At 53.7% G+C, this 21,453-nt stretch carries 28 protein-coding genes and 1 pseudogene; 18 read left to right on the top strand and 11 right to left on the bottom strand.

All coding sequences use genetic code 11. The features are described from left to right. Positions 1-5: 5 nt before the first annotated feature. Entirely contained in the window at positions 6-1,517 is a 1,512-nt protein-coding gene (locus E3E29_RS06320; RefSeq protein WP_167910133.1) for a replication factor C large subunit, read from the top strand. A gap of 43 nt (positions 1,518-1,560) precedes the next feature. On the opposite strand, the pseudogene E3E29_RS06315 reads toward E3E29_RS06320, so the two are convergent. From E3E29_RS06315 to moaA, 4 genes and pseudogenes are all read right to left on the bottom strand, one after another. Continuing rightward, positions 1,561-1,814 (bottom strand): annotated as a pseudogene (locus E3E29_RS06315) (DUF86 domain-containing protein). Between the two features lie 71 nt (positions 1,815-1,885). Further along, positions 1,886-2,176, bottom strand: a complete 291-nt coding sequence (locus tag E3E29_RS06310; protein WP_167910132.1) for a nucleotidyltransferase family protein — start codon at positions 2,174-2,176, stop codon at positions 1,886-1,888. A 78-nt stretch (positions 2,177-2,254) separates the two neighbouring features. Then, the gene (locus E3E29_RS06305) at positions 2,255-3,268 is read right to left on the bottom strand and encodes a class I SAM-dependent methyltransferase family protein (protein ID WP_167910131.1); all 1,014 of its coding nucleotides are present in this window, start codon (positions 3,266-3,268) and stop codon (positions 2,255-2,257) included. Between the two features lie 36 nt (positions 3,269-3,304). Further along, positions 3,305-4,231 (bottom strand): GTP 3',8-cyclase MoaA, encoded by a 927-nt coding sequence (gene moaA, locus E3E29_RS06300; protein ID WP_167910300.1) that lies wholly within the window; start codon positions 4,229-4,231, stop codon positions 3,305-3,307. Between the two features lie 151 nt (positions 4,232-4,382). Between moaA and E3E29_RS06295 the strand changes: the two genes are divergently transcribed. Further along, positions 4,383-5,141 carry a hypothetical protein gene (locus tag E3E29_RS06295; RefSeq protein ID WP_167910130.1) on the top strand — a complete coding sequence of 253 codons (759 nt, stop codon included), beginning with the start codon at positions 4,383-4,385 and terminating at the stop codon, positions 5,139-5,141. Continuing rightward, on the top strand, positions 5,107-6,522 hold the full coding sequence (locus tag E3E29_RS06290; RefSeq protein ID WP_167910129.1) for a DUF402 domain-containing protein: 1,416 nt from the start codon (positions 5,107-5,109) through the stop codon (positions 6,520-6,522). The genes E3E29_RS06295 and E3E29_RS06290 overlap by 35 nt, the downstream gene beginning before the upstream one ends. Positions 6,523-6,598: 76 nt before the next feature. Here E3E29_RS06290 and radB read toward each other — a convergent pair whose 3' ends face one another. Then, positions 6,599-7,261: a DNA repair and recombination protein RadB gene (gene radB / locus E3E29_RS06285; RefSeq protein ID WP_167910128.1), complete on the bottom strand. Its 663-nt coding sequence runs from the start codon at positions 7,259-7,261 to the stop codon at positions 6,599-6,601. Between the two features lie 10 nt (positions 7,262-7,271). Then, complete coding sequence (locus tag E3E29_RS06280; protein ID WP_167910127.1) at positions 7,272-7,907, bottom strand: MBL fold metallo-hydrolase; 636 nt, start codon at positions 7,905-7,907, stop codon at positions 7,272-7,274. A 74-nt stretch (positions 7,908-7,981) separates the two neighbouring features. Between E3E29_RS06280 and E3E29_RS06275 the strand changes: the two genes are divergently transcribed. The 4 genes from E3E29_RS06275 (at position 7,982) to E3E29_RS06260 (ending at position 11,439) form a co-directional block, all read left to right on the top strand. Next, a complete protein-coding gene (locus E3E29_RS06275; protein ID WP_167910299.1) occupies positions 7,982-9,166 on the top strand; it encodes a DUF4157 domain-containing protein in 1,185 nt (394 codons plus the stop codon). Next, positions 9,117-10,277, top strand: a complete 1,161-nt coding sequence (gene thrC, locus E3E29_RS06270; RefSeq protein WP_167910126.1) for a threonine synthase — start codon at positions 9,117-9,119, stop codon at positions 10,275-10,277. Before E3E29_RS06275 ends, thrC begins: the two co-directional genes overlap by 50 nt. Before the next feature lies 1 nt (position 10,278). Beyond that, on the top strand, positions 10,279-10,503 hold the full coding sequence (locus E3E29_RS06265) for a hypothetical protein (RefSeq protein ID WP_167910125.1): 225 nt from the start codon (positions 10,279-10,281) through the stop codon (positions 10,501-10,503). A 147-nt stretch (positions 10,504-10,650) separates the two neighbouring features. After that, complete coding sequence (locus E3E29_RS06260) at positions 10,651-11,439, top strand: extradiol dioxygenase (RefSeq protein ID WP_167910124.1); 789 nt, start codon at positions 10,651-10,653, stop codon at positions 11,437-11,439. A 1-nt stretch (position 11,440) separates the two neighbouring features. Here E3E29_RS06260 and E3E29_RS06255 read toward each other — a convergent pair whose 3' ends face one another. Beyond that, complete coding sequence (locus E3E29_RS06255; protein ID WP_342764685.1) at positions 11,441-11,896, bottom strand: alanyl-tRNA editing protein; 456 nt, start codon at positions 11,894-11,896, stop codon at positions 11,441-11,443. Positions 11,897-11,980: 84 nt separating this feature from the next. Here E3E29_RS06255 and E3E29_RS06250 point away from each other — a divergent pair, with 84 nt between their 5' ends. The 3 genes from E3E29_RS06250 (at position 11,981) to E3E29_RS06240 (ending at position 14,277) form a co-directional block, all read left to right on the top strand. Continuing rightward, positions 11,981-12,415, top strand: a complete 435-nt coding sequence (locus E3E29_RS06250) for a YbaK/EbsC family protein (protein ID WP_167910298.1) — start codon at positions 11,981-11,983, stop codon at positions 12,413-12,415. Positions 12,416-12,567: 152 nt separating this feature from the next. Then, entirely contained in the window at positions 12,568-13,914 is a 1,347-nt protein-coding gene (locus E3E29_RS06245) for a cyclic 2,3-diphosphoglycerate synthase (RefSeq protein WP_167910122.1), read from the top strand. A 93-nt stretch (positions 13,915-14,007) separates the two neighbouring features. Next, positions 14,008-14,277, top strand: coding sequence for a PLDc N-terminal domain-containing protein (locus E3E29_RS06240; protein ID WP_240922810.1), 270 nt, complete (start codon positions 14,008-14,010; stop codon positions 14,275-14,277). Between the two features lie 218 nt (positions 14,278-14,495). Here the strand turns inward: E3E29_RS06240 and E3E29_RS06235 are convergent, their stop codons facing one another. The 3 genes from E3E29_RS06235 to E3E29_RS06225 are packed head-to-tail and all read right to left on the bottom strand — an operon-like array spanning position 14,496 to position 16,087. Then, complete coding sequence (locus E3E29_RS06235) at positions 14,496-14,909, bottom strand: secondary thiamine-phosphate synthase enzyme YjbQ (protein ID WP_167910121.1); 414 nt, start codon at positions 14,907-14,909, stop codon at positions 14,496-14,498. After that, a complete protein-coding gene (locus E3E29_RS06230) occupies positions 14,860-15,201 on the bottom strand; it encodes a VanZ family protein (RefSeq protein ID WP_167910120.1) in 342 nt (113 codons plus the stop codon). The genes E3E29_RS06235 and E3E29_RS06230 overlap by 50 nt, the downstream gene beginning before the upstream one ends. Beyond that, positions 15,179-16,087: a thiamine-phosphate synthase family protein gene (locus E3E29_RS06225; RefSeq protein ID WP_167910119.1), complete on the bottom strand. Its 909-nt coding sequence runs from the start codon at positions 16,085-16,087 to the stop codon at positions 15,179-15,181. Before E3E29_RS06225 ends, E3E29_RS06230 begins: the two co-directional genes overlap by 23 nt. 130 nt (positions 16,088-16,217) lie before the next feature. On the opposite strand from E3E29_RS06225, the gene pyrB reads away from it, so the two are divergent. The 8 genes from pyrB to E3E29_RS11820 all read left to right on the top strand — a co-directional run bounded on the left by pyrB (position 16,218) and on the right by E3E29_RS11820 (position 21,009). Then, positions 16,218-17,144, top strand: a complete 927-nt coding sequence (gene pyrB / locus E3E29_RS06220) for an aspartate carbamoyltransferase (protein WP_167910118.1) — start codon at positions 16,218-16,220, stop codon at positions 17,142-17,144. Next, a complete protein-coding gene (locus tag E3E29_RS11970) occupies positions 17,145-17,276 on the top strand; it encodes a hypothetical protein (RefSeq protein WP_277346693.1) in 132 nt (43 codons plus the stop codon). Positions 17,277-17,279: 3 nt separating this feature from the next. After that, positions 17,280-17,738, top strand: coding sequence for an aspartate carbamoyltransferase regulatory subunit (gene pyrI, locus E3E29_RS06215; protein ID WP_167910117.1), 459 nt, complete (start codon positions 17,280-17,282; stop codon positions 17,736-17,738). Between the two features lie 35 nt (positions 17,739-17,773). Then, positions 17,774-18,586 carry a hypothetical protein gene (locus E3E29_RS06210; protein WP_167910116.1) on the top strand — a complete coding sequence of 271 codons (813 nt, stop codon included), beginning with the start codon at positions 17,774-17,776 and terminating at the stop codon, positions 18,584-18,586. Beyond that, positions 18,583-19,158 carry an AAA family ATPase gene (locus tag E3E29_RS06205; RefSeq protein WP_167910296.1) on the top strand — a complete coding sequence of 192 codons (576 nt, stop codon included), beginning with the start codon at positions 18,583-18,585 and terminating at the stop codon, positions 19,156-19,158. The genes E3E29_RS06210 and E3E29_RS06205 overlap by 4 nt, the downstream gene beginning before the upstream one ends. 147 nt (positions 19,159-19,305) lie before the next feature. Beyond that, a complete protein-coding gene (locus tag E3E29_RS06200; RefSeq protein ID WP_167910115.1) occupies positions 19,306-19,899 on the top strand; it encodes a hypothetical protein in 594 nt (197 codons plus the stop codon). A 241-nt stretch (positions 19,900-20,140) separates the two neighbouring features. After that, on the top strand, positions 20,141-20,839 hold the full coding sequence (locus E3E29_RS06195; RefSeq protein WP_240922795.1) for a DUF835 domain-containing protein: 699 nt from the start codon (positions 20,141-20,143) through the stop codon (positions 20,837-20,839). Next, on the top strand, positions 20,830-21,009 hold the full coding sequence (locus tag E3E29_RS11820) for a DUF835 domain-containing protein (protein WP_342764684.1): 180 nt from the start codon (positions 20,830-20,832) through the stop codon (positions 21,007-21,009). The genes E3E29_RS06195 and E3E29_RS11820 overlap by 10 nt, the downstream gene beginning before the upstream one ends. A 19-nt stretch (positions 21,010-21,028) precedes the next feature. Here the strand turns inward: E3E29_RS11820 and E3E29_RS06190 are convergent, their stop codons facing one another. After that, positions 21,029-21,451 carry an EamA family transporter gene (locus E3E29_RS06190; RefSeq protein ID WP_206205818.1) on the bottom strand — a complete coding sequence of 141 codons (423 nt, stop codon included), beginning with the start codon at positions 21,449-21,451 and terminating at the stop codon, positions 21,029-21,031. Between the last annotated feature and the right edge of the window lie 2 nt (positions 21,452-21,453).

Raw genomic sequence — 21,453 nt, 5'->3', positions numbered from 1 at the left:
TAGCTATGCCGAGGGAAGTGCCCTGGGTCGAGAAATACCGGCCAAGGAAACTGAGTGAGATAGTGAACCAGAACAAGGCCATAGAGCAGGTCAGGGCCTGGGTTGAGGCCTGGCTCTCTGGCAAGCCGCCCAAGAAGAAGGCCCTCCTCCTGGCTGGTCCCCCCGGAAGTGGAAAGACGACCACTGTCTACGCTTTAGCTCACGAGTACGGCTTCGAGGTCATCGAACTGAACGCGAGCGACGAGAGAACCTACGAGAAGATAGAGCGCTACGTTCAGGCCGCCTATACGATGGACATCCTTGGAAAGCACAGAAAGCTGATATTTTTGGACGAGGCGGACAACATAGAACCGAGCGGCGGAAAGGAGATAGCCAAGCTCATCGAGAGAGCGAGAAACCCGATAATAATGGCCGCCAACCACTACTGGGAGGTTCCGAGGGAGATACGGAGCAAGGCCCAGATCGTTGAATACAAACGCCTAACGCAGAGGGACATAATCAAGGCCCTCGTGAGAATCCTCCACATGGAGAAGAAGACCATCCCCAAGGAGGTTCTCTACGACATCGCCAAGCACGCCAACGGTGACCTCAGGGCAGCCGTTAACGACCTCCAGACGGTAGTTACGGGCGGAGCCGAGGACGCCCATGAAATCCTGGCCTACCGCGACACCGAGAAGAGCGTCTTCCAGGCTTTAGCTCAGGTTTTTGCCACGGACAACGTAAAGAAGGCCAAGATGGCCACTCTCGGCGTCGACATGTTCCCCCACGAGCTCCTCCAGTGGATAGATGAGAACGTCCCCTACGTCTACTACAGACCAGAGGACATAGCGAGGGCCTACGAGGCCATCAGCAGGGCCGACATCTACCTCGGGAGAGCTCAGAGAACCGGAGCTTATTCCCTATGGAAGTACGCGACCGACATGATGACGGCTGGAGTGGCGGTTGCCGGCGTTAAGAAGAAGGGCTTCGTCAAAATCTACCCGCCGAAGACGATAAAGCTCCTCACCGAGAGCAAGACCGAAAGGGGACTCCGTGACTCTATTGCCAAAAAGATAATGAAAGAGATGCACATGGCGAAGCTCGAAGCGCTGGAGACCCTCAACTACTTCAAGGCCATCTTCGAGTACAATCCCGACATGGCCGCCCACTTCGTCGTCTACCTCGACCTTGACCTCAAGGAGGTCGAGTTCATAGCGGGGGACTCAGAGAAGGCGAAGACGATCTGGGCCAAGAGTATGAACATCGAGAAGAAGCTCAAGCGAGAGGGAGAGCTTGAGGCGAGGGCCAGAGCGGCCCAAGCAAGAGTAGAAGAAGTCCATGAAGAACTCGAAGAGATTGGGGAAGAAGAGACCACAGAAGTTGAGGAAGCTGAAGAAGAAAGTGAAGAATTAACAGAAGAAGAGCTCGAAAAGGCCGAGGAGGAGATGGAGTCCGTCGGGGAGGACGAGGAGAAGATAGACAAATCTAAGAAGAAAGGCAAGCAGGCGACGCTGTTCGACTTCTTGGGAAAGAAGTGAGGTATATTGCGAAAATTTTCTTTCTTTTGGCTCCTCGAATGGATCATAGGTCATTGGAGAGCATTTCCTTGAGGAGAGAGACATCCCCTTTTATTGTCTCCCAGACAACGCGGAGGTCAACGCCGAAATACGCGTGGATGAGCTTGTTCCCCATTCGAGCCATTTCCCTCCAGGGTATCTGCGGATGAGACCTCTTGAGTCGTCGGGAATGACTTTAGCGGCCTCGCCAATGACCTCAAGCGCCCGGACTACCGCGAACTGGGTCTTCCTGTCGCTCAGGAACTCTTCAAAGGTCATTCCCTCCGTGAACTCTTCTATTAATGAGATTGCTTCGAGTATGTCGTTGAGGTAGTCCTCGTGGGTTCGCTTCATACGTAGATGACCTCCCTCTTCACGTGCTCGGCTATCTTTGGCTTCAGCGCGGACTTCATGACGAGGTCAACCCTAACGCCGAGGAGGTCTCCAAGGTACTCCTCAAGCCGAATGAATTCGAGAAGGGAGGGGACTCTGTAGAAGTCCACCAGAATACCAACATCGCTCGTCTCTTTAGCCTCGCCCCTGACGTAGGAACCAAAGAGCCAGAGTTCCCTAACCCCAAACCGTTTTATCTCGTCCCGATGCTTTCTGAGAACCTCAACTATCCCCTCTGCGCTCATCATACGCAAGTTATTATTCCGCCCAGCTAATAAAACTTTCACCTCAACTATGTCCACGTGAATAATCCACAGAAGAATAATTCACTCCAGAATCTTAACATCGGCACAAACCTTGAACACGTGCGGCTTGAAGTCGCTGACCTTCTTTATCCTCACATTACACTCCTTTCCCTGCCTCCTGCACTCGTCAAGGATTCTCTCCCTGAACTCCCCTATCTTCTCCTCGTGAACGAAGTCGTAGTAGTGGAGCCACTTCCTAGCTTTGCTCAGCGTTAGAGCCAAAGCATCCACACCGCGGGGGGTGGGGCTTATCACCCTGTCAAAGGTCGGAAGTTCCTGCAGAACCTCGAAAGCGTCCCCGTGGATGGACTCTATCTCTCCCTTGAGCCTCTTCCGGTTCAGTTCAATGTTCTCCAGCCCGATCTTGTACGCCTCTTCGTTCAGCTCAACGGCGGTTATCTTGACGTTCTTATACCTAGCTATCACGAGGACATATGGGATAACTCCAGCAAATGGAATCAGAACTCTTTCGCCGTCTTTTACGAGCTGGGCCAAACGGTAGCGCTCACCCTTCATCCTCGGGTTAAAGAAGGCCCTGCTCAAGTCCACTTTTATCTCGACGCCGTTCTCCTTGTGAACTGTCGTGAGCCTCTTCTCGCCCCAGATTATCGAGTAGTCCCGTATCCTGAAGGCTCCCTCGTGGAAGCCCTTCTTTGCCACAACTTTGATGAACGGGTGGACCTTCCTCAGGCCCCAGACGATGTCATCTACCCTGTGTTCCAGCTCCGGAGGGATTTGGATGACCGCGATGTCCCCTATCACATCGTAGCGCCTCAGATACTTCAGCTCCTCCGGCGTCAGTCTCTCGGCCAGAACGCTCTCAAGGTTCTTGTATATCTGTCTCTCAGGTCTCAGCGGGAGCTCAATTGATAAAACCTCGTAGCCCAACCCATAAACACCGGGATCATCCAAAACTGGGAGCAGAACGAAATCACCCTCTCTCTTAGGTCTTCTCTTTCCGCCGTAGAGGTTCAACTTCTTGAGCTTCCGTTTTACAGGTTCGGCTTCGGTTCTGGGAACTTTCAGGGCAGGCATCGTCCTCAAGAGAAGTACTGAAGAGGGTTTAAAAACTCACTTCCAGTAGGGCTCTCTCATGAGAACCGCCTTTTTCAAAATCTCTACTATTTCTTCATCATCGGCTCCGTCTCTCATAGCTGAAACGAAGTCTATTAGGTCGTCGTTCCGGAGCAGGCAGGTCTTGAACTTTCCATCCGAGGTTACCCTCAGCCTCGTGCAGTTGGCGCAGAAGACCGTGTTGTGCATTGACCTTACCACCTCGACTTCGGCCGTGCCGTAGTCCGTTGGAATGAAGTATTTCTTCCTCCGATGCATTCTCCTCTCGCGCGTCTCAACCGCGAGCTTTTCCAGCTTCTCTTCGACGGGTTTTAATGGATAGAAGTACTTTCTGAAGAAGGCCGTCTCCGTCATCTCCTTCGGGGCCTCAAGCTCTATAAGCTGGAGGATGGTTCCAGTCTTGGCTGCGAAGTCCACCATGTCCCAGATTTCACCCTCGTTAAGTCCCTTCATAACGGTCATGTTGAGCTTCACCGGGGAGAGATATTTAACCGCCTCCTCAATCCCTTCGAGAACAATGTCGAGGCCGTCAACACCGGTTATCTGCCTGTAAACCTCCGGCTTGAGGCTGTGGAGTGAGACGTTCACCCTGTCGAGGCCGGCTTCAGCTAACGGCTTCGCCAGCTCTTTCAGTTTGCTCCCGTTTGTCGTCATGCTGAGGTCAATGACGTATGGCTTTATCCGCCTAACGATTTCGATTATATCCTCCCTGACCGTCGGCTCCCCGCCCGTCAGCTTGACCTTCCTTATTCCAAGCCTCGAAGCGATTCTAACGATCCTCTCTAGCTCCTCGGGGGTTAGCTCGTTCTTTGCCAGGAATCTCTGTCCTTCCCTGTGGCAGAAGAAGCAGTGGTAGTTGCACTCCTGCGTGAGCGAGATCCTGAGGTTCGTCACTGGTCTGCCAAAGCGGTCTATCAAAACCATTCCGCGCACCTGAGGAGGATAACCCCAGAGCTTAAAAAAACGTTTTGGGTAAACAATAATGTTTTCACACCCTTCAAAACTCAATAGGTAACAATGGAAAACTAAAAGTAGGGGAACACCGTAGTCGATGGCAGGAGGGGAGGGATTAGGAATGAAAACGGAGAAGGTTAAAAACGCCCTTGAGAGGCTCGAATCACTCCACAGGGAGTTTGAATCGAAGTTTCCGGAGCTATACACCGAGAAGAGCGTGGAAGGGCTTCATGAGCTGGTCAAGGGGCTTTACAGCATAGCCGGGGAGAAGATGGACATCGCAGGGGAACTCTACAGGGAGCTGGCTCCCGTGAGCAGGGACGCGGAGGGCGTTATTAAGGAGCTCCAGAAGAACGAGCACCAGATGAAGTTCAGACTTGAGGAGCTCATGAACCTCCTGGCCGGGCCGCTGGACTACGATGAGAGGACGAGACTCAAGGCCGCCCTCGACCGACTCGTGCAGTTCCACAGGATATACGACTACACTATGAGGAGGGCCATCCAGGTAGTCGGAAAGGAAGTCGAGAGCATCGAGTTCATGGAGAGAATGGGGTTGGAAAGCGAAAACCAAAAAAAGGTACCGGCCGGTATAATGGAGAGGCTGAAGGGAATCGAAGAGGTTGAGAGGAAACTCGACGCCCTCGTGACGTTCACCGGGAGGCTCTACTCTCACCCTGGGGACGTTTACAAGGTCGAGGAGGCTTTAATTGAGTGGCACAGGATGGGCCTGCTCTGGGTCGAGGCGAGAAACGTGGAGAAGCTGAGCGGCGTGAGGGACGCGGAGGAAATCCTGGAAGGGCTGACTCTCATTGGAGTAACGGAAAGGAAGAAACGGGGGGGTGAAAGTGTCTACAGACACAGGAGTTTCAGTTCGGGTTAGGGGGATATACAGCACTGCCCTGACGAAGCTCTTCCTGGACAGGGGTTTCAGGATAGCGCAACCGAGCCCCAAGGTCGCCGAAAGGCTTGGCATAGAGCGGACGTACGGTGAGTTCGACGTTGACGTGTACGACAAGAGGGACCACCACGGGGTAATCCTGACAGGAAACGCCGTTGAGAAGGTAAAGGCCGTGTTCGAGGATGAGTTTATCGACGTCCTTTTCAGGAGGCTCCCCTACCAGCTCTACGGGATATACAAGGGGCTCGTGGTCAAGAGGGACGAGAGGTACGTTTACGTGGACATAGGGAGCGCCATCGGGACCGTCCCGGTTGAGGAAGGGGAAGACCTCCACGAGGGGGATGAGGTTCTCGTCCAGGTGAAGAAGCACGGGGTTCTGCCCCAGCTGAGTACCACACTGACAATACCGGGGGACTACGCGGTCCTTATACCAAAGCCCGTCGGAGCCCAGAGGCACGTCAAGATATCCAGAAAGATAAGGGAGAACTCCGAGAGGGAGAGGTTGAGGATACTCGGCCTGAGCGTTGACCTCGGCGACTGGGGAATCCTCTGGAGAACTGCAGCGGCATATCAGGACTGGAACGTGCTGAAGGACGAGATAATCCGGCTGTCAAAGCTCGCGGACAGGCTCAGGAAGACAGACCGCTACTCGGCCCCGGAGGAGATAATAGAGGGACGGAACATATACGAGGTCGAGTTCGGAGGCGGGGCCAAGAGAAAGCTCGATGAGATAAGGAACAGGGCGGTTCCCACTATAGACGGCCACCACCAGCTCAAGGCCTACGACGTGGAGTTCAGCTTCGCCGTGGAGGTCGCGGAGGGGATACTCTCCCAGGTACCCGGACAGAGGCCGAAGGTCAACAAGGGGTTCTGGAAGACTCTGATAGAGCATAAAGGGCCGAAGAAAGGCTGGCTATTCTCCCTTGAGCACAACAAACCCGACGGACAGAGGTTCAAGCTTGGACCCGGGGAGATTATGGAGGTCTCGGAAGACCCGCTCAGGATAACATTCAAGAGGCACCTCAAGGCTGGAAAGTTCTATGACGGCCTGGAGATTCCGATCGAGCCAGGGGACTACGCGATAACCGAGATAGAGGTCGGAAAGTGGTGGTTCGTGCACAGGTATTACGACAGGTCTGGAAACCTCAAGGGCGAGTACTACAACATCAACACGCCCGTCGAGATTTACCCGGATAGGGCGCGCTACATCGACCTCGAAGTGGACATCGTCAAGTGGCCCGACGGGAAGAAGGAGATAATCGACAAGGACAAGCTAAAGGAGCACTACGAGGACGGAATCATTGGAGAGAAGCTCTATCGCGCCATCCTCAGGATAACGCAGGAGGTCTTTGAGAGGGTTTAATGCGTCCCAGCTCTTGTTTTTTCCTATGTTTTCCCCTTTGTTCTAGTCCTATAAAATTATCCCAAACCCAGACTTTTCACTCGGCTTCTTCTATCCCCCTCTCCGTTATCCTAAAGTAGGCCATGAGACCCTCAGGCCTGAAGCGGTGCCTTTCAAGAACTGCAACCCTCAGGCCCGGCTTCGGGAGTTTGTCAAGCCTCAGGATGTCCTTGCAGCGGTATCCAAGGGTCTGCTCAGCGACCGGCCGCGTTCTCTCGGCCCTGCTGTCAAAGTGGACCTGGTTGACAACTATTACAGGTATCGAGTTCTTCCGCGCCAGCCAGAGGAGGACCTGAAGCTGCCTACCGAGCTCGACGTTAAGGGACCACCAATCATCCTCTGCACGGTAATGGGCGGTGATGGAGTCAACTACAACCAGACCAAAGTCGCGCGTGACCGCCTTCTTGAGCGAACCTATAACCCGCCTCTGCTCCTTAAAATCGGAGGGGGTGAAGAGGACGAACCTCTGAAGGGCCTCATCCGGATCAAGGCCACGAGATTCGGCAATCTGGGCCAGCCTTTCAGGGGAAAACCCACCCTCAGTGTCAACGTACGCAACCTTTTTTCCGCTGAGGATTCCAGCCTGAGCTGCCAGAGTCGTCTTACCTGTGGCGTAGGCACCGTAAATCTGGGTCAGCACGCCCTCACCGAAGCCGCCGCCGAGGAGGTCGTCTATCGATTTAACCCCCGTGGAGAGCATGCGACACACCCTAGAACTCCACCTCTTCACCGGGTTTCAGAACCCGAACGATGGCAAAGACCCTGTTCCTCATGAGCTCCTCCCTGAGCTTTTCGGGAGAGCCCTCCCCGTAGACCCCGTAGTGCATGGGGATGACGATTCTGGGTCTTATGTCCTCGACTATCTGCGCCGCCTCCCTCTCGTTCGCGGTTGAGCGCCCGCTTATCGGCACGAGGAGTATGTCGACCTTCCCGCGAAGGTTCTGGAGGGCGGGAAAAGCATAGGTGTCCCCGGTGTGGAAGAGCCTCTTGTCCCCCTCTACGAGGTAGCCGAGGGGGTACTGGCTCGACGGATGCTCCATGAAGAAGGCGGTCACCTTAACACCGTTCTCAAGTTCTATGGTCTCCCCGGCCTCTATCTCCCTGACCTTCGTCACCCCATCAGACACAGCCATCAAATAAACGGTCTTCGGCCCGATAACTGTGGCATCGCGAAGTCGGGACAGGAGCTCCACCTTGCCATAATGATCCACGTGCTCATGGGTTATCAGGATGTAGTCCACATCGCCTATCAGGTCGTCTTCAACCTCGGGGTAGGGATCGATCAGTATTCTCACGCCATTCGTCTCGATCCAAAAGCATGAGTGACCGTACCATATAATCTTCATGACGTCTCACCGAAATTAATGGGGGGAGGTGAACTTAAATATTTCCCCGACGAAGTTTTGGGGTGGTGAGGAGGATGAAGCCAAAAACATTTCAGAGGCTCTCGGCCTTGGCACTGGTCATCGTAATGGCCGCCTCGCTCCTCGCCGCGGCACAGATGAATTCAAACGAGGGGAAGCTCCGCTCCGAGATAAACTCCATTCTCCAGTCGGTAGAGAGAATAAGGGGCCTCCAGTTCAAGGAGCCGCCCCAAATAATCATACTAACGAAGGCCCAGGCGAGGGAGGAGTTCAAACCGGGAAAACCGGACATCCAGAGAATGAGACTGGAAGAGGACGTCTACAAGATGAGTCTTCTCCTTCCACCGGATTACCCCTACGTCCACGCGGAAGTTGAGCAGAGCCTCGGCTGGATAGCGATGACGATGGGGGACAAGATATACATCCTGAAGGAAAACTTCGAGGCCGACCCTGACACCGCGAGGCGCGTCATAGCTCACGAGAGTGTCCACGTTCTGCAGAAGCAGTGGTTCAACGCCCCCTACGGCGGGCCAACCCTCGACACAACGAAGGCAATACAAGCTGCAATAGAGGGGGACGCCGACTTAGTGGCCGACCTGTACTGCAACGAGACCGGAATTCCAATCCACAAGATAACCGACCTCTACACCCGCGACCCCGTTACGAGCCTTGGAATATTCCCGTACGTCTTCGGGGACAGGTTCGTGGCATACCTCTACAGGAAAGGTGGCTGGAAGCTCGTAAACGGTATGTACTACAACTTGCCCAACACGACGAAGGTCGTTATGTTCCCGGAGCTCTACCTTCAGAACTGGACGCCGGTTGACGTGAGGGCCAATCTCTCATCATACCTCCCGAAGAGCAACTTCACCGTCAGGTATTCAGGCAGGATGGGAGCCTACTATGTCTTCCTCATATACTGGGGGCACGATGCGGAGAAGGAGAAGGCCATGGAGATGGCAAGGTCGTGGGAAGGGGACTGGCTGGTGATGGGAGACATCAATGAGAGCGGGAAAATCGAGAGGGTTCTGTTCTGGGAGGTTCTGTTCAGCGATGATGAGCATGCGAAGGACTTCGGAGAGTTCCTAAAGGGAATCGCCAAGAACGACAACTACGCAAACTTCTCGGTGGAGGTTAAAGGGAGGGAAGTCCTCTTAACTGCAAGGAAAGAACTGGTGGAGGTACCGGAAAATGCGAACATGGAGATTAATATGCCCAGTCTGTGGGAAAACCTACGATAAACTGGTTCAACGCTGTTCCTGCGGCGAACCAGTTGAGTTTGAACACTTTAAGGGCGAGCCATACATAGCTAAAACCATCTGGGAGCGCTTCTGGGACTTCTGGCCCGTGGAGCCAGAGATGGAGCTTTCTCTCGGTGAAGGTGATACTCCGCTCGTGAAGTCCAAACTTGGGAAGGAGCTCGGCGTGAAGCTCTACCTGAAGAACGAGACCGTAAATCCAACCTGGAGCTTCAAGGACAGAGGAACGTTTTTGTCGGTAAGCTACGCGGTCAAAGCTGGCCATAAAACTGTTGGGACAGTCTCAACCGGTAACATGGCGGCGAGCGTGGCTGCTTACGCCGCGAGGGCAGGTTTAAATGCCAAAATTCTCGTTTCTGAGAGCGCGAGCGATGAGAAGCTCAAAGCGGTGAGCGTTTACGGAGCGGACGTGATAAAGGTCAGAGGGGACTACGGAAGGCTCTACTTCGAGAGCCTGAAGCTTGGGGAGAAGCTCGGGATTTACTTCATCAACTCTGACAATCCCTTCCGCGTCGAGGGTTACAAGGGGATAGCCTTTGAGATAGCGGAGGAGCTAACACCGGAGTACGTCTTAATCCCAACGAGCTCCGGCGGCCTCTTCAGGGGGATAGCCAAGGGTTTCATAGAGCTTAAGGAGAGCGGACTTATCGAGGAGCTCCCAACGCTAATAGCGGTTCAGGCGGAGGGCTGTTCGCCGATATGCAGGGCGTTCAAGGAAGGGAAAGCGAGGATAGAGCGCTTTGAAAACCCAAAGACGGTAGCTAAGGCCATAGCCAACCCCTACCCGCCGAGCGGGAACGCGGTTCTAAAGCTCCTCCACGAGTTCGACTGGAAGTGTACCACTGTGGACGATGATGAGATCATCGAAGACCAGAGAGAGCTTGCGGAGGAGGGCCTCTTCGTTCAGCCGGCAAGTGCAACGGGAATAGCCGCCCTCAAGAAGCTCGCAAAAAGTGGAGAAATTGAGGAGGGGGCGAAGGTCGTGTCTATCCTCACGGGCTCGGGATTAAAAGTGCTCTCACATATGCCCGCAGGCAGAATATCGAATTGCCTGCTGGAAGAACTGGAGAACTGCATCAGAAGCGGTTCGTGAAGTGAAGGAACCGCCTTCCTATCTCCTTATTTTCCTCATTCATATCGAATATCAAATCCGGATTTTCCCCAAACAGGAAGTCATAAGGCGCTTTAATAATGCCATACTCCCGATATACCCGGATATTATAAACGTGGCGCCATTGGTTAACCGGCTCCAGAAGAGGATAACTCCTGTGATGAACCCTGCAGCAAAAACAACCATCAACCTAAGAAGGATTTCATAGCCGTATTTCTCCATGAAAGAGCAAAGTCCACATCACTCACCAAACATTTACAGTGGTGTAAATGTTTGGGATCGAATAGGGCAAACCCTTTTGGAAGTGGAGTAAAAAGTATAAAGGCTATAACACAAAACCCGATACGGTGGTATCATGCTCGTTGGAATAGGCCTCATGCCGCACGGGAACCCAGTTTTAGACCCACCCGACGAGGAAACAAAGCGCCTTGCTGGAGTTTTAAAGGAAATCGGAAGGGAGTTCAGCGGTGTCGATGCACACGTCCTCATAAGCCCCCACAACGTCAGAATGAGTGACCATCTCGGCGTTATCATGGCCCAGCACCTCATTTCCTGGCTCGGTTTTGAGGGCGTTGAACTGCCGGGGGAGTGGGAGACAGATAGGGAACTAGCGGAGGAAGTCTACAACGCCTGGAAGGGAGCCGAAATCCCGGTCGTGGGCCTCCACTTCGCCAGCAGAAGCGGGGAATATTCCCGCTGGCCCCTCACGTGGGGTGAGCTCATCCCCCTCCAGTTCCTTGAGAAGAAGCCGCTCGTTCTGCTCACTCCGGCGAGGGGGCTAAGCAGGGAGACGCTCATCAAGGCAGGAGAAGTCCTCGGCGAAGTCATTGAGAGGAGCGAGAAGAGGATCGCCCTCATTGTCAGTGCAGACCAAGGGCATGCGCACGACGAGAACGGTCCCTATGGATACAGAAAGGAGAGCGAGGAGTACGATAAACTGATTATGGAACTGATAAAAGAGAACCGCCTTGAGGAACTTCCTTCGGTTCCTGACGGGCTGATAGAGAAGGCTCTCCCCGACAGCTACTGGCAGATGCTGATAATGCTTGGGGCGATGAGGAGAGCAGACTTTGATCTCAAAGCAAGCGCCTACGCCTGCCCGACTTACTTCGGTATGGCAGGAGCGCTGTGGGTGAGAAAATAAATCAAAGAACATCAAAGCTGATCTCCAGCAATCCCTTGCTCTTCCTGAACCGGACTTTTCTGATTTTTATTTTCCCTACTTCCCCAGTCGTCCTTGTGTGTTCCTTGTTGCAAGCATTGACGTTCCAGCCTTCTATGACCACGACCTTTAGGGTTCTGACCTCAGGGGGTATCGGAAAGAGGTCGTACATCTCCTCACCAAAGCGACTCTCAGCTTCCTCCCTCGGCAGTTCGTAGACCTCTATCGGAACGTTCTCCTTCACCTTCTCGTTGGCGAGGCGCTCTATTTCTGAGATTTCTTCGGGTGTCGGCTTCCTGTTGAACTTCACGGTCAGTCTGCCGTGGTTCTCATTAACGTAAACACTGGCCGTCCACTTTGCCTCCTCTCCGAGAACCTTAACCACAGCGCCTTTGACAACATGAAGGGCAGTATGAGTCCTAACTTCAATGGAGAACACATTAACCACCATTTCAAGTCATTCAAAGGCCTTATTAACAGTTGCGCCTTAAAATGAGAGGGATTATCATGGAGAAGAGAGGAAATAGCGGAGAAACTGGGTGCAGAAATTCTCGATATAGGACGACCTGTTAAGACTGTAGAGCAGGGAGTTCAGGAGACGGGAGCATCCCCAAGGCAGGTCATAAAGTCTCCCGTGATAATAAGCGAGAAGGGGCCACTCCTAGTCATCGTTGACGGTGAGTCAAAGGTAAGCATGGAAAAGCTTGGGAAGCTCTTTGGAAAATGCCGCTTTGCGAAACCGAAAGAGGTCAAGGAGCTCACTGGATATGAAGCTGGAGGAGTTCCACCCGTTGGGATTCCACTCAGGACAATAGTAGATTCAAAGGTTCTCGAAAATGAGTATGTCGTCGGTGGAGGCGGGGCCATAGACCGGTTACTCAAAATAAGGCCTCAGAAGATCGTTGAGTACCAAAAGGCTGAGGTTCTTGATGTGCGGGACTGTTCTCGCCAAAGATAGCACTGGAGTTGTTCAGCTCTTTTTTGAATGTTTTTCAGTTCTATCTCCCAATCTCCGAATAAACCACGCCAGAGAGTTGCTTTATTAAACGAAAACCGTTATAAACGCCAAAACATATACACGAACGAACAAAGAGTTTGAGGTGAACTAAGATGGCCGAGAAGAGGAGAAAGAGGGTTGTTATCCTTGGGGCCGCCGGAAGAGACTTCCACAACTTCAACACGTTCTTCAGGGACAACCCAGACTACGAGGTCGTTGCCTTCACCGCGACCCAGATTCCAGACATCGAGGGAAGAATCTATCCGCCCGAGCTCGCAGGAGAGCTCTACCCCAACGGGATACCAATTCTGAGCGAGGACGACCTTGAGAAGATCATCAAGGAGAAGGACGTTGACATAGTTGTCTTCGCTTACTCCGACGTTCCGCACGAGCACGTCATGCACCTCGCCAGCAGGGCCCACAGCGCTGGAGCAGACTTCTGGCTCCTCGGCCCGAAGAGCACAATGATAAAGAGCACCAAGCCTGTTGTAGCGGTCACCGCCGTTAGAACCGGCTGTGGAAAGAGCCAGACTTCCAGAAAGGTCGCCCAGCTCCTTCAGGAAATGGGCTACAAGGTCGTTGCCATAAGGCACCCGATGCCCTACGGCGACCTCAGGAAGCAGATGGTTCAGCGCTTCGCCACCTACGAGGACCTAGACAAATACGAGTGCACCATCGAGGAGCGCGAGGAGTACGAGCCCTACATAGACAGGGGCATGGTCGTCTATGCTGGAGTGGACTACGAGAAGATCCTCCGCGAGGCTGAGAAGGAGGCTGACATCATCCTCTGGGACGGCGGGAACAACGACTTCCCGTTCTATGTGCCAGACCTCTGGATAGTGGTTACCGACCCGCACAGGCCTGGCCATGAGCTCAAGTACCACCCAGGTGAGACCAACTTCAGGAGCGCTGACGTCATAATCATAAACAAGATCGACACCGCCAACAGGGACGACATCCAGAAGGTCCGCGAAGACATTGAAAAGATCAACCCGAACGCAATAGTCATCGATGGAGCATCGCCACTCTACGTCGACAAGCCGGAGCTCATCAAGGGCAAGCGCGTTCTCGTCGTTGAGGACGGGCCAACTCTGACGCACGGCGGCATGAAGTACGGTGCAGGCTACATCGCTGCCAAGAAGTACGGAGCGGCTGAAATAATCGACCCGAGGCCCTATGCCGTCGGTTCCATCATCGACACCTACAAGAAGTACAGCCACCTCGACGTCATTCTCCCTGCCATGGGCTACGGCGAGCACCAGATCAAGGAGCTTGAGGAGACCATTAACAGGGCGGATGCTGACGTCGTCGTCATCGGAACCCCCATTGATCTCAGACGCGTCGTAAAGCTCAACAAGCCGGCTGTTCGCGTCCGCTACGAGCTCGAGGAAATAGGCGAGCCCAAGCTCAAGGACGTCCTCAAGGACTGGGTTGAGAAGTGCGAGAAGCTTAAGAAGTGAGCTTTCAAATTCTTGTTTCTTGTTTTCTTCTTCATACTTCTTGTCAATGGTAATCTTTTTATGGAGAATACCCTACAATAATCGGTGAACACTATGATGGGTGAAGGGATAGTCTTCGCCATATGGGGCCTGGGGGTGATCCTCTGGATCATCGGCTTGGCCGCGATAATCTGGGTTATCTACGATGTCGTTACCAAACAGAAGACCATGCCAGACGGTGAAAAGGTCATTTGGATAATAGTGGCCCTCTTCCTCAACATAATCGGCGCAATAATTTACTATATCATCGTCAAAGCCAGCCACAAGTACGAAGGGGAACCCGAAGAGAACAATGAGAATCCGGACGAGCCCATAGTTTTCTAAGCGGAAGCTTTTTAGGGATGAGCCACTACCATCTCTGCCCGGGGAGTGCCGCCGAAGGCGGAGCCGATGAACTTGGGCGGGTTAGTACCCCCTTTATTCTGACATCAAATGAAGAGCGCAAAAGAAATTTCTAGAAATTGTTCACAAAGTGAGGACTCGGACTTCTCAGGATTTATAAATAGGTGAGAACAGAAAGTTCTCAAGATTTAAAAGAGAGCTCACTCCCCAGTAACCTGCACCACAACGCGCCTGTGCCTCGGCCTGACATCGAGCTCAACGAAGAATATCTGCTGCCAAGTTCCCCTCACCAGTCTCCCATCGACAACCGGAAAGCACTCGCTCGCTCCAAGGAGGGTTGCCCTCAGGTGGCTGTGGGCGTTGTCGTCTATCCTGTCGTGAAGGTAGCCCGCACCCTTCGGTATCAGTTCCTTCAAAGCCCTCTTGAAGTCCTCCAGAAGGCCGCTCTCATGTTCTATCGTTACTATAGCCCCAGTAGCGCCGGGCACGAAGACGAGAACCTGACCGTTCCTTATTCCAGACTCCTCAACGACCCTCTCCACTTCGTGGGTTATGTCCACGAGATCAATCTCCCCCTCTGTTGAGAAGCGGAGTTTTTCTGTGTGAACCTTCATGCCACCACCCGAGTAGAACTCCGGATGTGAAGCCTATTAGGTTTGCGGCGAAGTCGAGGAGCGAGAAAGTCCTCTCCGGGACGAGAATCTGGAGGAACTCCACGAACGGCAGCGGAAGGAGGTAGACCCATCTGGCAGAGCCTATCAGTCCGAGCAGAAGGAACATTAAGAAGTGGGCTATTTTATCACCGTTATCCACTGGAGACCGGGGAATCCATGGGGAGAGATTGAGGAGGAGCAAGAGGAGAAGATATGCGACCAGTAGGACATCATTCCGCCTTTTCGTTCTCAAGGGCTTCCACCAGCTTTCTGAGCTTATCAACTACGTCAAAGGGACCCTCTCCGAAGAGGTAGACCATGGGCTCGACCCCGTGGCCGCCCTCATCCACGACGGCATCGTGGGGGGCATCCCTGAAGACCTCCGCTATCCTTCTAATGGCCTCCTCTTCGGGCAATCCCCCAGTCTTAACCCTGACGGCCTTCATCCCGGCCCTCTTAAGGGCCGCCTCGACGTCACCCCCAGCCCGGATATTTAACACGCTCCTGACCTCTGGCCTGATCTTCCCAATCTCAACGAGGAGCCCCGCGGTGAAGTTGCTCACTCCGAACTCCGGGGGCAGTGCGAAGGGCTTTCCTTTGACCACGGTTATTCTCCCCGGAACCGCCGCGACGTCTCCATTGGAAGAAGGCGTGTTAAGGGCATAGGCAAAGTTGCTTCTGACCTCCGGGATCAACTTCCCAAAACCCCCAATCTCCAGGAGTCTGCGAAGGGCAAGCGCCAGCTCCTCAAGCACCTCCCCCCTGTGCCGCTGGACGGAGTAAATCGATCTGCATGCCTCCTCGCTTATCCCAGCGTACTCCGCATAATATTTGCAGAGAAAGCCGCTCTGGAGGAGCTCCACCAGGCGCCTTGATATGAGAACGATCGCATCTTCCTTGCTCCCACCATAGAGGATGAAGCGGGCTCCCTCCTCGGCGATTGCAATCAGCCTCTCCGCCACAGGTCCGGGCGGACTCCTGTACTTCCCGGCAAGGTATTTGCTCACCATGGCCTGAGTCAAACCTAGGTATTCCCCAATCTCTGCTTGGGTCATCCCGCCAGAATAGAGGAACTCCGCCAGTTTGGCCCTCAGGAAAGGCATAAGCTCCTCTGCAATATACAGGGCCGGCGTTTTCATGACATTTCACCTTCAAAACTCAGTTGTTGGATTTTATCTCCCGAGTTTAAAAGTTTAAACGTTTGTCTTCAACATTTTTAAGTTAAAAAAGCTTTAAAAACCCACCGATTTTTACATCAGAAGGGCACTTATGGACTGGAAAGGTCGAGACGTGATAAGTGTTAGGGACTTCTCGAAGGAAGACATCGAGTTTGTTTTGAAGACCGCAGAGAGGCTTGAGGAGGAGCTGAAGGGGAAGGATTCCCTCGACTATGCCCGCGGGAAGATTCTCGCGACGCTCTTCTTCGAGCCTTCGACGAGGACGAGGCTGAGCTTCGAATCAGCCATGCACCGCCTCGGAGGCTCGGTGATAGGGTTCTCCTCGGCCTCGAGCACAAGCGTCAAGAAGGGGGAAAGCTTAGCCGACACGATAAAGACGGTGGAGCAGTACAGTGACGTCATCGTGATAAGGCATTCAATGGAGGGCGCAGCAAGACTCGCCGCAGAGGTGGCCGAAATCCCGGTCATCAACGCCGGAGATGGAAGCAATCAGCACCCTACCCAGACGCTTCTCGATCTCTACACCATCAAGAGGGCCTTTGGAAAGATCGACGGCCTTACGATAGGCCTCCTCGGAGACCTGAAGTACGGGAGGACGGTCCACAGTCTCGCTGAAGCTCTAGCCTTCTACGATGTCGAACTCTACCTGATTTCGCCCGAACTCCTTAGGATGCCCAAGCACATCGTTGAGGAGCTCCGCGAGAAGGGCGTTAAGATCCACGAGACGACTGACCTTGAGGGCGCAATTCCTGAGCTGGACGTCCTCTACGTCACGAGGATACAGCGGGAGCGCTTCCCGGACGAGGAGGAGTACCTGAAGGTGAAGGGAAGCTACCAGGTGAACTGCTCCCTGCTGAAGAACGCCAGGGAAACGCTCAAGGTAATGCACCCGCTCCCGAGGGTAGACGAGATCCACCCCGAGGTGGACAAGAGCGAGCACGCACTCTACTTCCGCCAAGTGTTCTCCGGAGTTCCCGTGAGGATGGCCCTTCTAGGGCTGACGTTGGGGGTGTTATGAATGCACGCAGACTCAAGGGGGCATCCCACCCAGGAGATTTTATGGGATGCAATAAGAGTTAAGGACTTCAATGAGGCCCCAAAACTTCCGCCAGCGCTTTCGCAAGAAAGGGTTGATTATCTGGAGGTGTGAAAAATGTCCGAGAGCCTCAAAATTGAGGTAATCCCAGAGGGAACGGTCATAGACCACATCCCCGCGGGCAAGTGGCTCAAGGTCATTGAGATTCTCGGTCTGACAAGACCAAACGGCGGAACCCTGTTGATAGCATCGAACGTTCCCAGTAAGAAGCTCGGAAGGAAGGACATCGTCAAAATAGAAGGCAGGTATCTAAGCGAGGAGGAGGTAAACAAGATAGCCCTCATAGCACCGATGGCGACGGTGAACATCGTGAAGGACTACAAGATAATCGAGAAGTTCAACGTCGAGATACCTGACGAGATAACGGGGATTCTCAAATGTCCCAACCCCAACTGCGTCAGCAACCACGAGTACGTGAGGTCGAGGTTCCACGTGGAGAGCAGGGAGCCTCTCAAGCTCCGCTGCCACTACTGCGAGAGGACAATTGAAGGGGAAGAGATAGCAGGCAACCTCTGAGGAAGACTTTTAACCTTCCTTTCAACTTTTCTCCGATGGCGGAAATAACCTCGGAACTCATCGAGAACCTCGTGAGGGAGATACGAAGGGACAACGGCTTTCCGGACAGTCCATTCAGGATAGACGAGATCCGCTACGACGAGGGGAACAACAAGCTCTTCATAATAGCCCACGACAGGACGGACAAGAGCGTGCTCATTGGGAACAGCTTCGTCATCGGAAAGCTGAGAGGGCAACTCGGGATCAGGCAGGTGACGGTCTATTCAAACCTCGACCTCGAGATAAAGAGGAGAAAGCTGGAGGAGGCCAAAGAGGCCGTTAAGGGGACGAAGCTCGAATTCCTCCTCCCCATTATCGAGGCCGAGAAAAGATTTCCTCCAAGGGAGTGGCCCGATGTAAAGGGGGACCTAAAAACGCTTATATTCCTGAGCTTCAACGCGAGGGCTTTAGTGGGCTTTGCCGAGAGGCTTAAGCTTCCCTACAAGGCTGTGGGGCTGAGGTACGCCTTCCCCAAGCTCAACTACGAGCCGGTCGAAGGAGAGCCAAAGGAGCTGTTCTTCCCAGATGAGGAGAAGCTTATTAGAATTGCCGAGGAGGAAAGAGCTGAGCTGATCCTCGCCGATTTTCCGTTTGGCCTAAGATGGAAGGGAAATACCGCCCTCCTGAACCTATTCCGCTTTCTCCACATCGGGTTCTTCGAGCTGAAGTACCTCTTCGGCTTCGACTGGCCAACGGTCATCGATAAAAACGCCCTCGTCGAGTTCGTTGTTGATCTGACGTACGAGGGCCTTATGGAGTCAACGGACGGGGCAAACCTGATATGGCGCGCCTGGAGGCGGAGGAGATGATAATAGGCGTCGTTGGGAAGATAGCAGCCGGAAAGACGACGGTGGCAAAGTTCTTCGAGGAGAGGGGCTTCTGCAGGGTCTCCTGCAGCGACCCACTGATAGACCTGCTCACCCACAACGTCTCCGACTACTCCTGGATTCCAGAGCTGCCCGAGAAAAGTGAGCCAACGAGGGATAGGTTGATAGAGTTTGGAAAGTACCTGAAGGATAAGTACGGTGGAGACGTCCTCATTCGCCTGGCGGTGGACAAGAAGAGGTACTGCGAGAACATAGTCATTGACGGCGTCCGCTCGCGGGAGGAGGTCGAGGCCATTAAGGGCCTCGGTGGGGAGGTTATCTACGTTGAAGCGGACCCGGAGACGAGGTTCAGGAGGCTCGTTGAGAGAAAAGCGAGCAAGGACAAGGTAATCCGGAACTTTAGGGACTTTCTCAGGATGGACGAAGAGGAAGAGAGGCTCTACCACACGACGGAGCTAAGGAAGATCGCCGACTATCTTATAGTCAATGAGGGCACGCTCGACGAACTGAGGGAAAAAGTTGAGGGAATAATAGAAGACCTCATCCCCTCCTGACCCAGAGGGCGAGGGAGAGAGAAGCAACAAGCACTCCAAGCATTTTTCTCATTACCACCACCATGAGAATTCAACAGACAGTAACTTAAAAGTATTTCGAAACGCCAGGGCTTTAAGGGGAAGGGCCAACTCCAATCGGGTGAAAGCATGAAGCTCCTCATCATAGCCCCCTGCCTTCTGAGCCCCTTCTACGTATACCACGGACCGAAGGAGAAGGAGTACGAGACGGCGAAAGCGCTCAGGAAACTCATAGGGAAGCTCGGCGATGAGTGGCAGGTCCTGGCATATCCCTGCCCGGAGTACGAGCTGATAGGCTGGCCAAGGGCACCCGCGAGCCGAGAAGTTTATGAAAGGCTGGGGATGCGGGAGAGGGCGAAGATCATAGCGGATTTCATCGGCAGGGTCCTGACGGAGGAAAAGCCAGAGAAGGTAGTTTTCGTCGGCGTTAAGGGCTCTCCTACCTGCGGAGTCTTCCACACAAGCTCCAGCAACCCTGATGAGTATCCATACAGCGCCATGCAGGAGTTCTTCTACCTGAGCAAGGAAGAGAGGATAGAGCGCTCGAAGGAGCTCGGGAGGGAGCAGAACTTCAAGCTGAAGCTCCTGCCGGGAATACTCTTCGAAATACTGATGGCTAGGTTTCCGGAGGCGGTTTACATAGAGTTCGACAAGGAGGGGGTCAAGGAAAGCCTCAACAGGCTGGCAAACATCCTTGGAGCTCATGACCTCCAATTGTCATAACTGCACAAAGCTTATTAGTTCGTGTTTCCCATAACTACAGATGGGAGTCCAGTGAACACAACTACTACTCCACACCGGGCAGGCCCTAAGCCTCGGCGCAAAGCTCTTTGCCGCGGTCTACCTGTGGTATTCTTACAGGCGATCGCTTAGAAAGTCGGCCCTCATCTTCTCCCTCGCGCTCTTCATGGCATCTCTGCAGGTTTTCGGAGACTTCATCGGCAACGAACCCTTCACCGCGGTTATGGAAGCCCTAGCCGCCTCTCTCCTCTTCTACGCAAGCCTCAAACTCCTCGACGAGGAGGGGCTCTCCCTCGCGGTCAGCAAGGGGTGGTACGTCTCCACGACCCCCCTCATCCTCACCGTCTACATGCTCGCCGCGGAGCGTTTAAGCTATCCCAATTGGCTCGCCACGATTGGTGTCGCATACGCAGTTTCTGGTCTCTTCATCCTCCTTTCAGGTATCCTGCTTGTTGGTTTGGGAAACCTCTATGGGAACTACCCGGAGTATCTCGGAATTCTGCTGATTGTATACGGGGCACATGAGATGGACTACCCCCTGCTCCGGCCAGTTGAATGGTTCGCGCCGATAGGCTTTTCCCTGAGCGCCGCGCTGACCCTTCTCATTGCGTACTTCTTCGTGCGGTTCTCCGGCCACGAGAATTTCATAAAACCCCCAGCGGAGCCTCTGAAGCCGCTTGAGGGAGTACCACCGGGAATCACCGTGCTGTCCCCAAAGGAATACCTGAGCCTCCTTCCCAGGCTCCAGGATCGCCCTCTCCTGGCGTTCATTAGAAACTCCAACGGGATATCCGACAAATGGACGGCCTACATGATAAGCCAGATAGAGAGGGAACACATGGTGTCCCCAACGAACATCCCACGCATAACCGAGACCATAGTCCGCTACCTCCAGACGGCTGGGAGGGGGGCGTGGTTCTGATCGACGGCATCGAGTACCTGAACATGTACAACGGGTTCGAAGCCATAGCCAAGTTCCTCAGTACGATAAGGGACGTTGCGTACATCAACGAGGGGAGCATTATAGTGGTGACGGAAGAGAACACGTGGAGCGAAAGGGAGTGGAAGCTCCTCATGAGGCTTGTGAATTAGCTTGAATCCAAAACACTCCTCATAGGGAGACCAGCAGCGCCCCCAAAACTATAAGCACCGCCCCCACTGCAGTCTTGAAGTCCATCTTGTCCCCGAGGATAATCCACGCAAGGACTATCGCAAGGGCAACGCTCATCTTGTCTATCGCTATCACCGCAGTTGTCCTTCCATTCTTTATGGCCATAAAGTAGAATAGCCACGAGAGCGCTCCAGCTAGACCTGAGAGGGCCACCAAGAGCAGGGCGCGGTGGTCGAAGCCCGTCGTGTCAGTTTTACCCATGGCAAGGGCGACGAGCAGGAGGAAAATGAACATTATAAAGGCCCGGATTACGGTAGCCACCGTTGAATCAACGTCCCTCAGGCCGAGCTTTCCAAAGATGGGAACGAGAGCGGCGAAGAACGCCGCGAGGAGGGCGTAGATGATGTAGAGGGGAATTTTCATAT

Origin of the sequence: Thermococcus sp. Bubb.Bath (assembly GCF_012027595.1) — an archaeon.
GTDB lineage: Archaea > Methanobacteriota_B > Thermococci > Thermococcales > Thermococcaceae > Thermococcus.
Note: the sequence above shows the minus strand (reverse complement) of the source record. Positions and strands in the feature narration are given on the sequence as shown.

Coding starts and splice junctions, on each gene's coding strand:
- pyrI (WP_167910117.1), top strand. CDS start 17,280: ATGTCCGAGAGCCTCAAAATTGAGGTAATCCCAGAGGGAACGGTCATA.
- E3E29_RS06210 (WP_167910116.1), top strand. CDS start 17,774: ATGGCGGAAATAACCTCGGAACTCATCGAGAACCTCGTGAGGGAGATA.
- E3E29_RS06240 (WP_240922810.1), top strand. CDS start 14,008: ATGATGGGTGAAGGGATAGTCTTCGCCATATGGGGCCTGGGGGTGATC.
- thrC (WP_167910126.1), top strand. CDS start 9,117: ATGCGAACATGGAGATTAATATGCCCAGTCTGTGGGAAAACCTACGAT.
- E3E29_RS11970 (WP_277346693.1), top strand. CDS start 17,145: ATGCACGCAGACTCAAGGGGGCATCCCACCCAGGAGATTTTATGGGAT.
- E3E29_RS06225 (WP_167910119.1), bottom strand. CDS start 16,087: ATGAAAACGCCGGCCCTGTATATTGCAGAGGAGCTTATGCCTTTCCTG.
- radB (WP_167910128.1), bottom strand. CDS start 7,261: ATGCTCTCCACGGGGGTTAAATCGATAGACGACCTCCTCGGCGGCGGC.
- E3E29_RS06245 (WP_167910122.1), top strand. CDS start 12,568: ATGGCCGAGAAGAGGAGAAAGAGGGTTGTTATCCTTGGGGCCGCCGGA.
- E3E29_RS06275 (WP_167910299.1), top strand. CDS start 7,982: ATGAAGCCAAAAACATTTCAGAGGCTCTCGGCCTTGGCACTGGTCATC.
- E3E29_RS06305 (WP_167910131.1), bottom strand. CDS start 3,268: ATGCCTGCCCTGAAAGTTCCCAGAACCGAAGCCGAACCTGTAAAACGG.
- E3E29_RS06320 (WP_167910133.1), top strand. CDS start 6: ATGCCGAGGGAAGTGCCCTGGGTCGAGAAATACCGGCCAAGGAAACTG.
- E3E29_RS06205 (WP_167910296.1), top strand. CDS start 18,583: ATGATAATAGGCGTCGTTGGGAAGATAGCAGCCGGAAAGACGACGGTG.
- pyrB (WP_167910118.1), top strand. CDS start 16,218: ATGGACTGGAAAGGTCGAGACGTGATAAGTGTTAGGGACTTCTCGAAG.
- E3E29_RS06310 (WP_167910132.1), bottom strand. CDS start 2,176: ATGATGAGCGCAGAGGGGATAGTTGAGGTTCTCAGAAAGCATCGGGAC.
- E3E29_RS06195 (WP_240922795.1), top strand. CDS start 20,141: ATGGAAGCCCTAGCCGCCTCTCTCCTCTTCTACGCAAGCCTCAAACTC.
- E3E29_RS06235 (WP_167910121.1), bottom strand. CDS start 14,909: ATGAAGGTTCACACAGAAAAACTCCGCTTCTCAACAGAGGGGGAGATT.
- E3E29_RS06190 (WP_206205818.1), bottom strand. CDS start 21,451: ATGAAAATTCCCCTCTACATCATCTACGCCCTCCTCGCGGCGTTCTTC.
- E3E29_RS06280 (WP_167910127.1), bottom strand. CDS start 7,907: ATGAAGATTATATGGTACGGTCACTCATGCTTTTGGATCGAGACGAAT.
- E3E29_RS06295 (WP_167910130.1), top strand. CDS start 4,383: ATGAAAACGGAGAAGGTTAAAAACGCCCTTGAGAGGCTCGAATCACTC.
- moaA (WP_167910300.1), bottom strand. CDS start 4,231: ATGGTTTTGATAGACCGCTTTGGCAGACCAGTGACGAACCTCAGGATC.
- E3E29_RS06200 (WP_167910115.1), top strand. CDS start 19,306: ATGAAGCTCCTCATCATAGCCCCCTGCCTTCTGAGCCCCTTCTACGTA.
- E3E29_RS06260 (WP_167910124.1), top strand. CDS start 10,651: ATGCTCGTTGGAATAGGCCTCATGCCGCACGGGAACCCAGTTTTAGAC.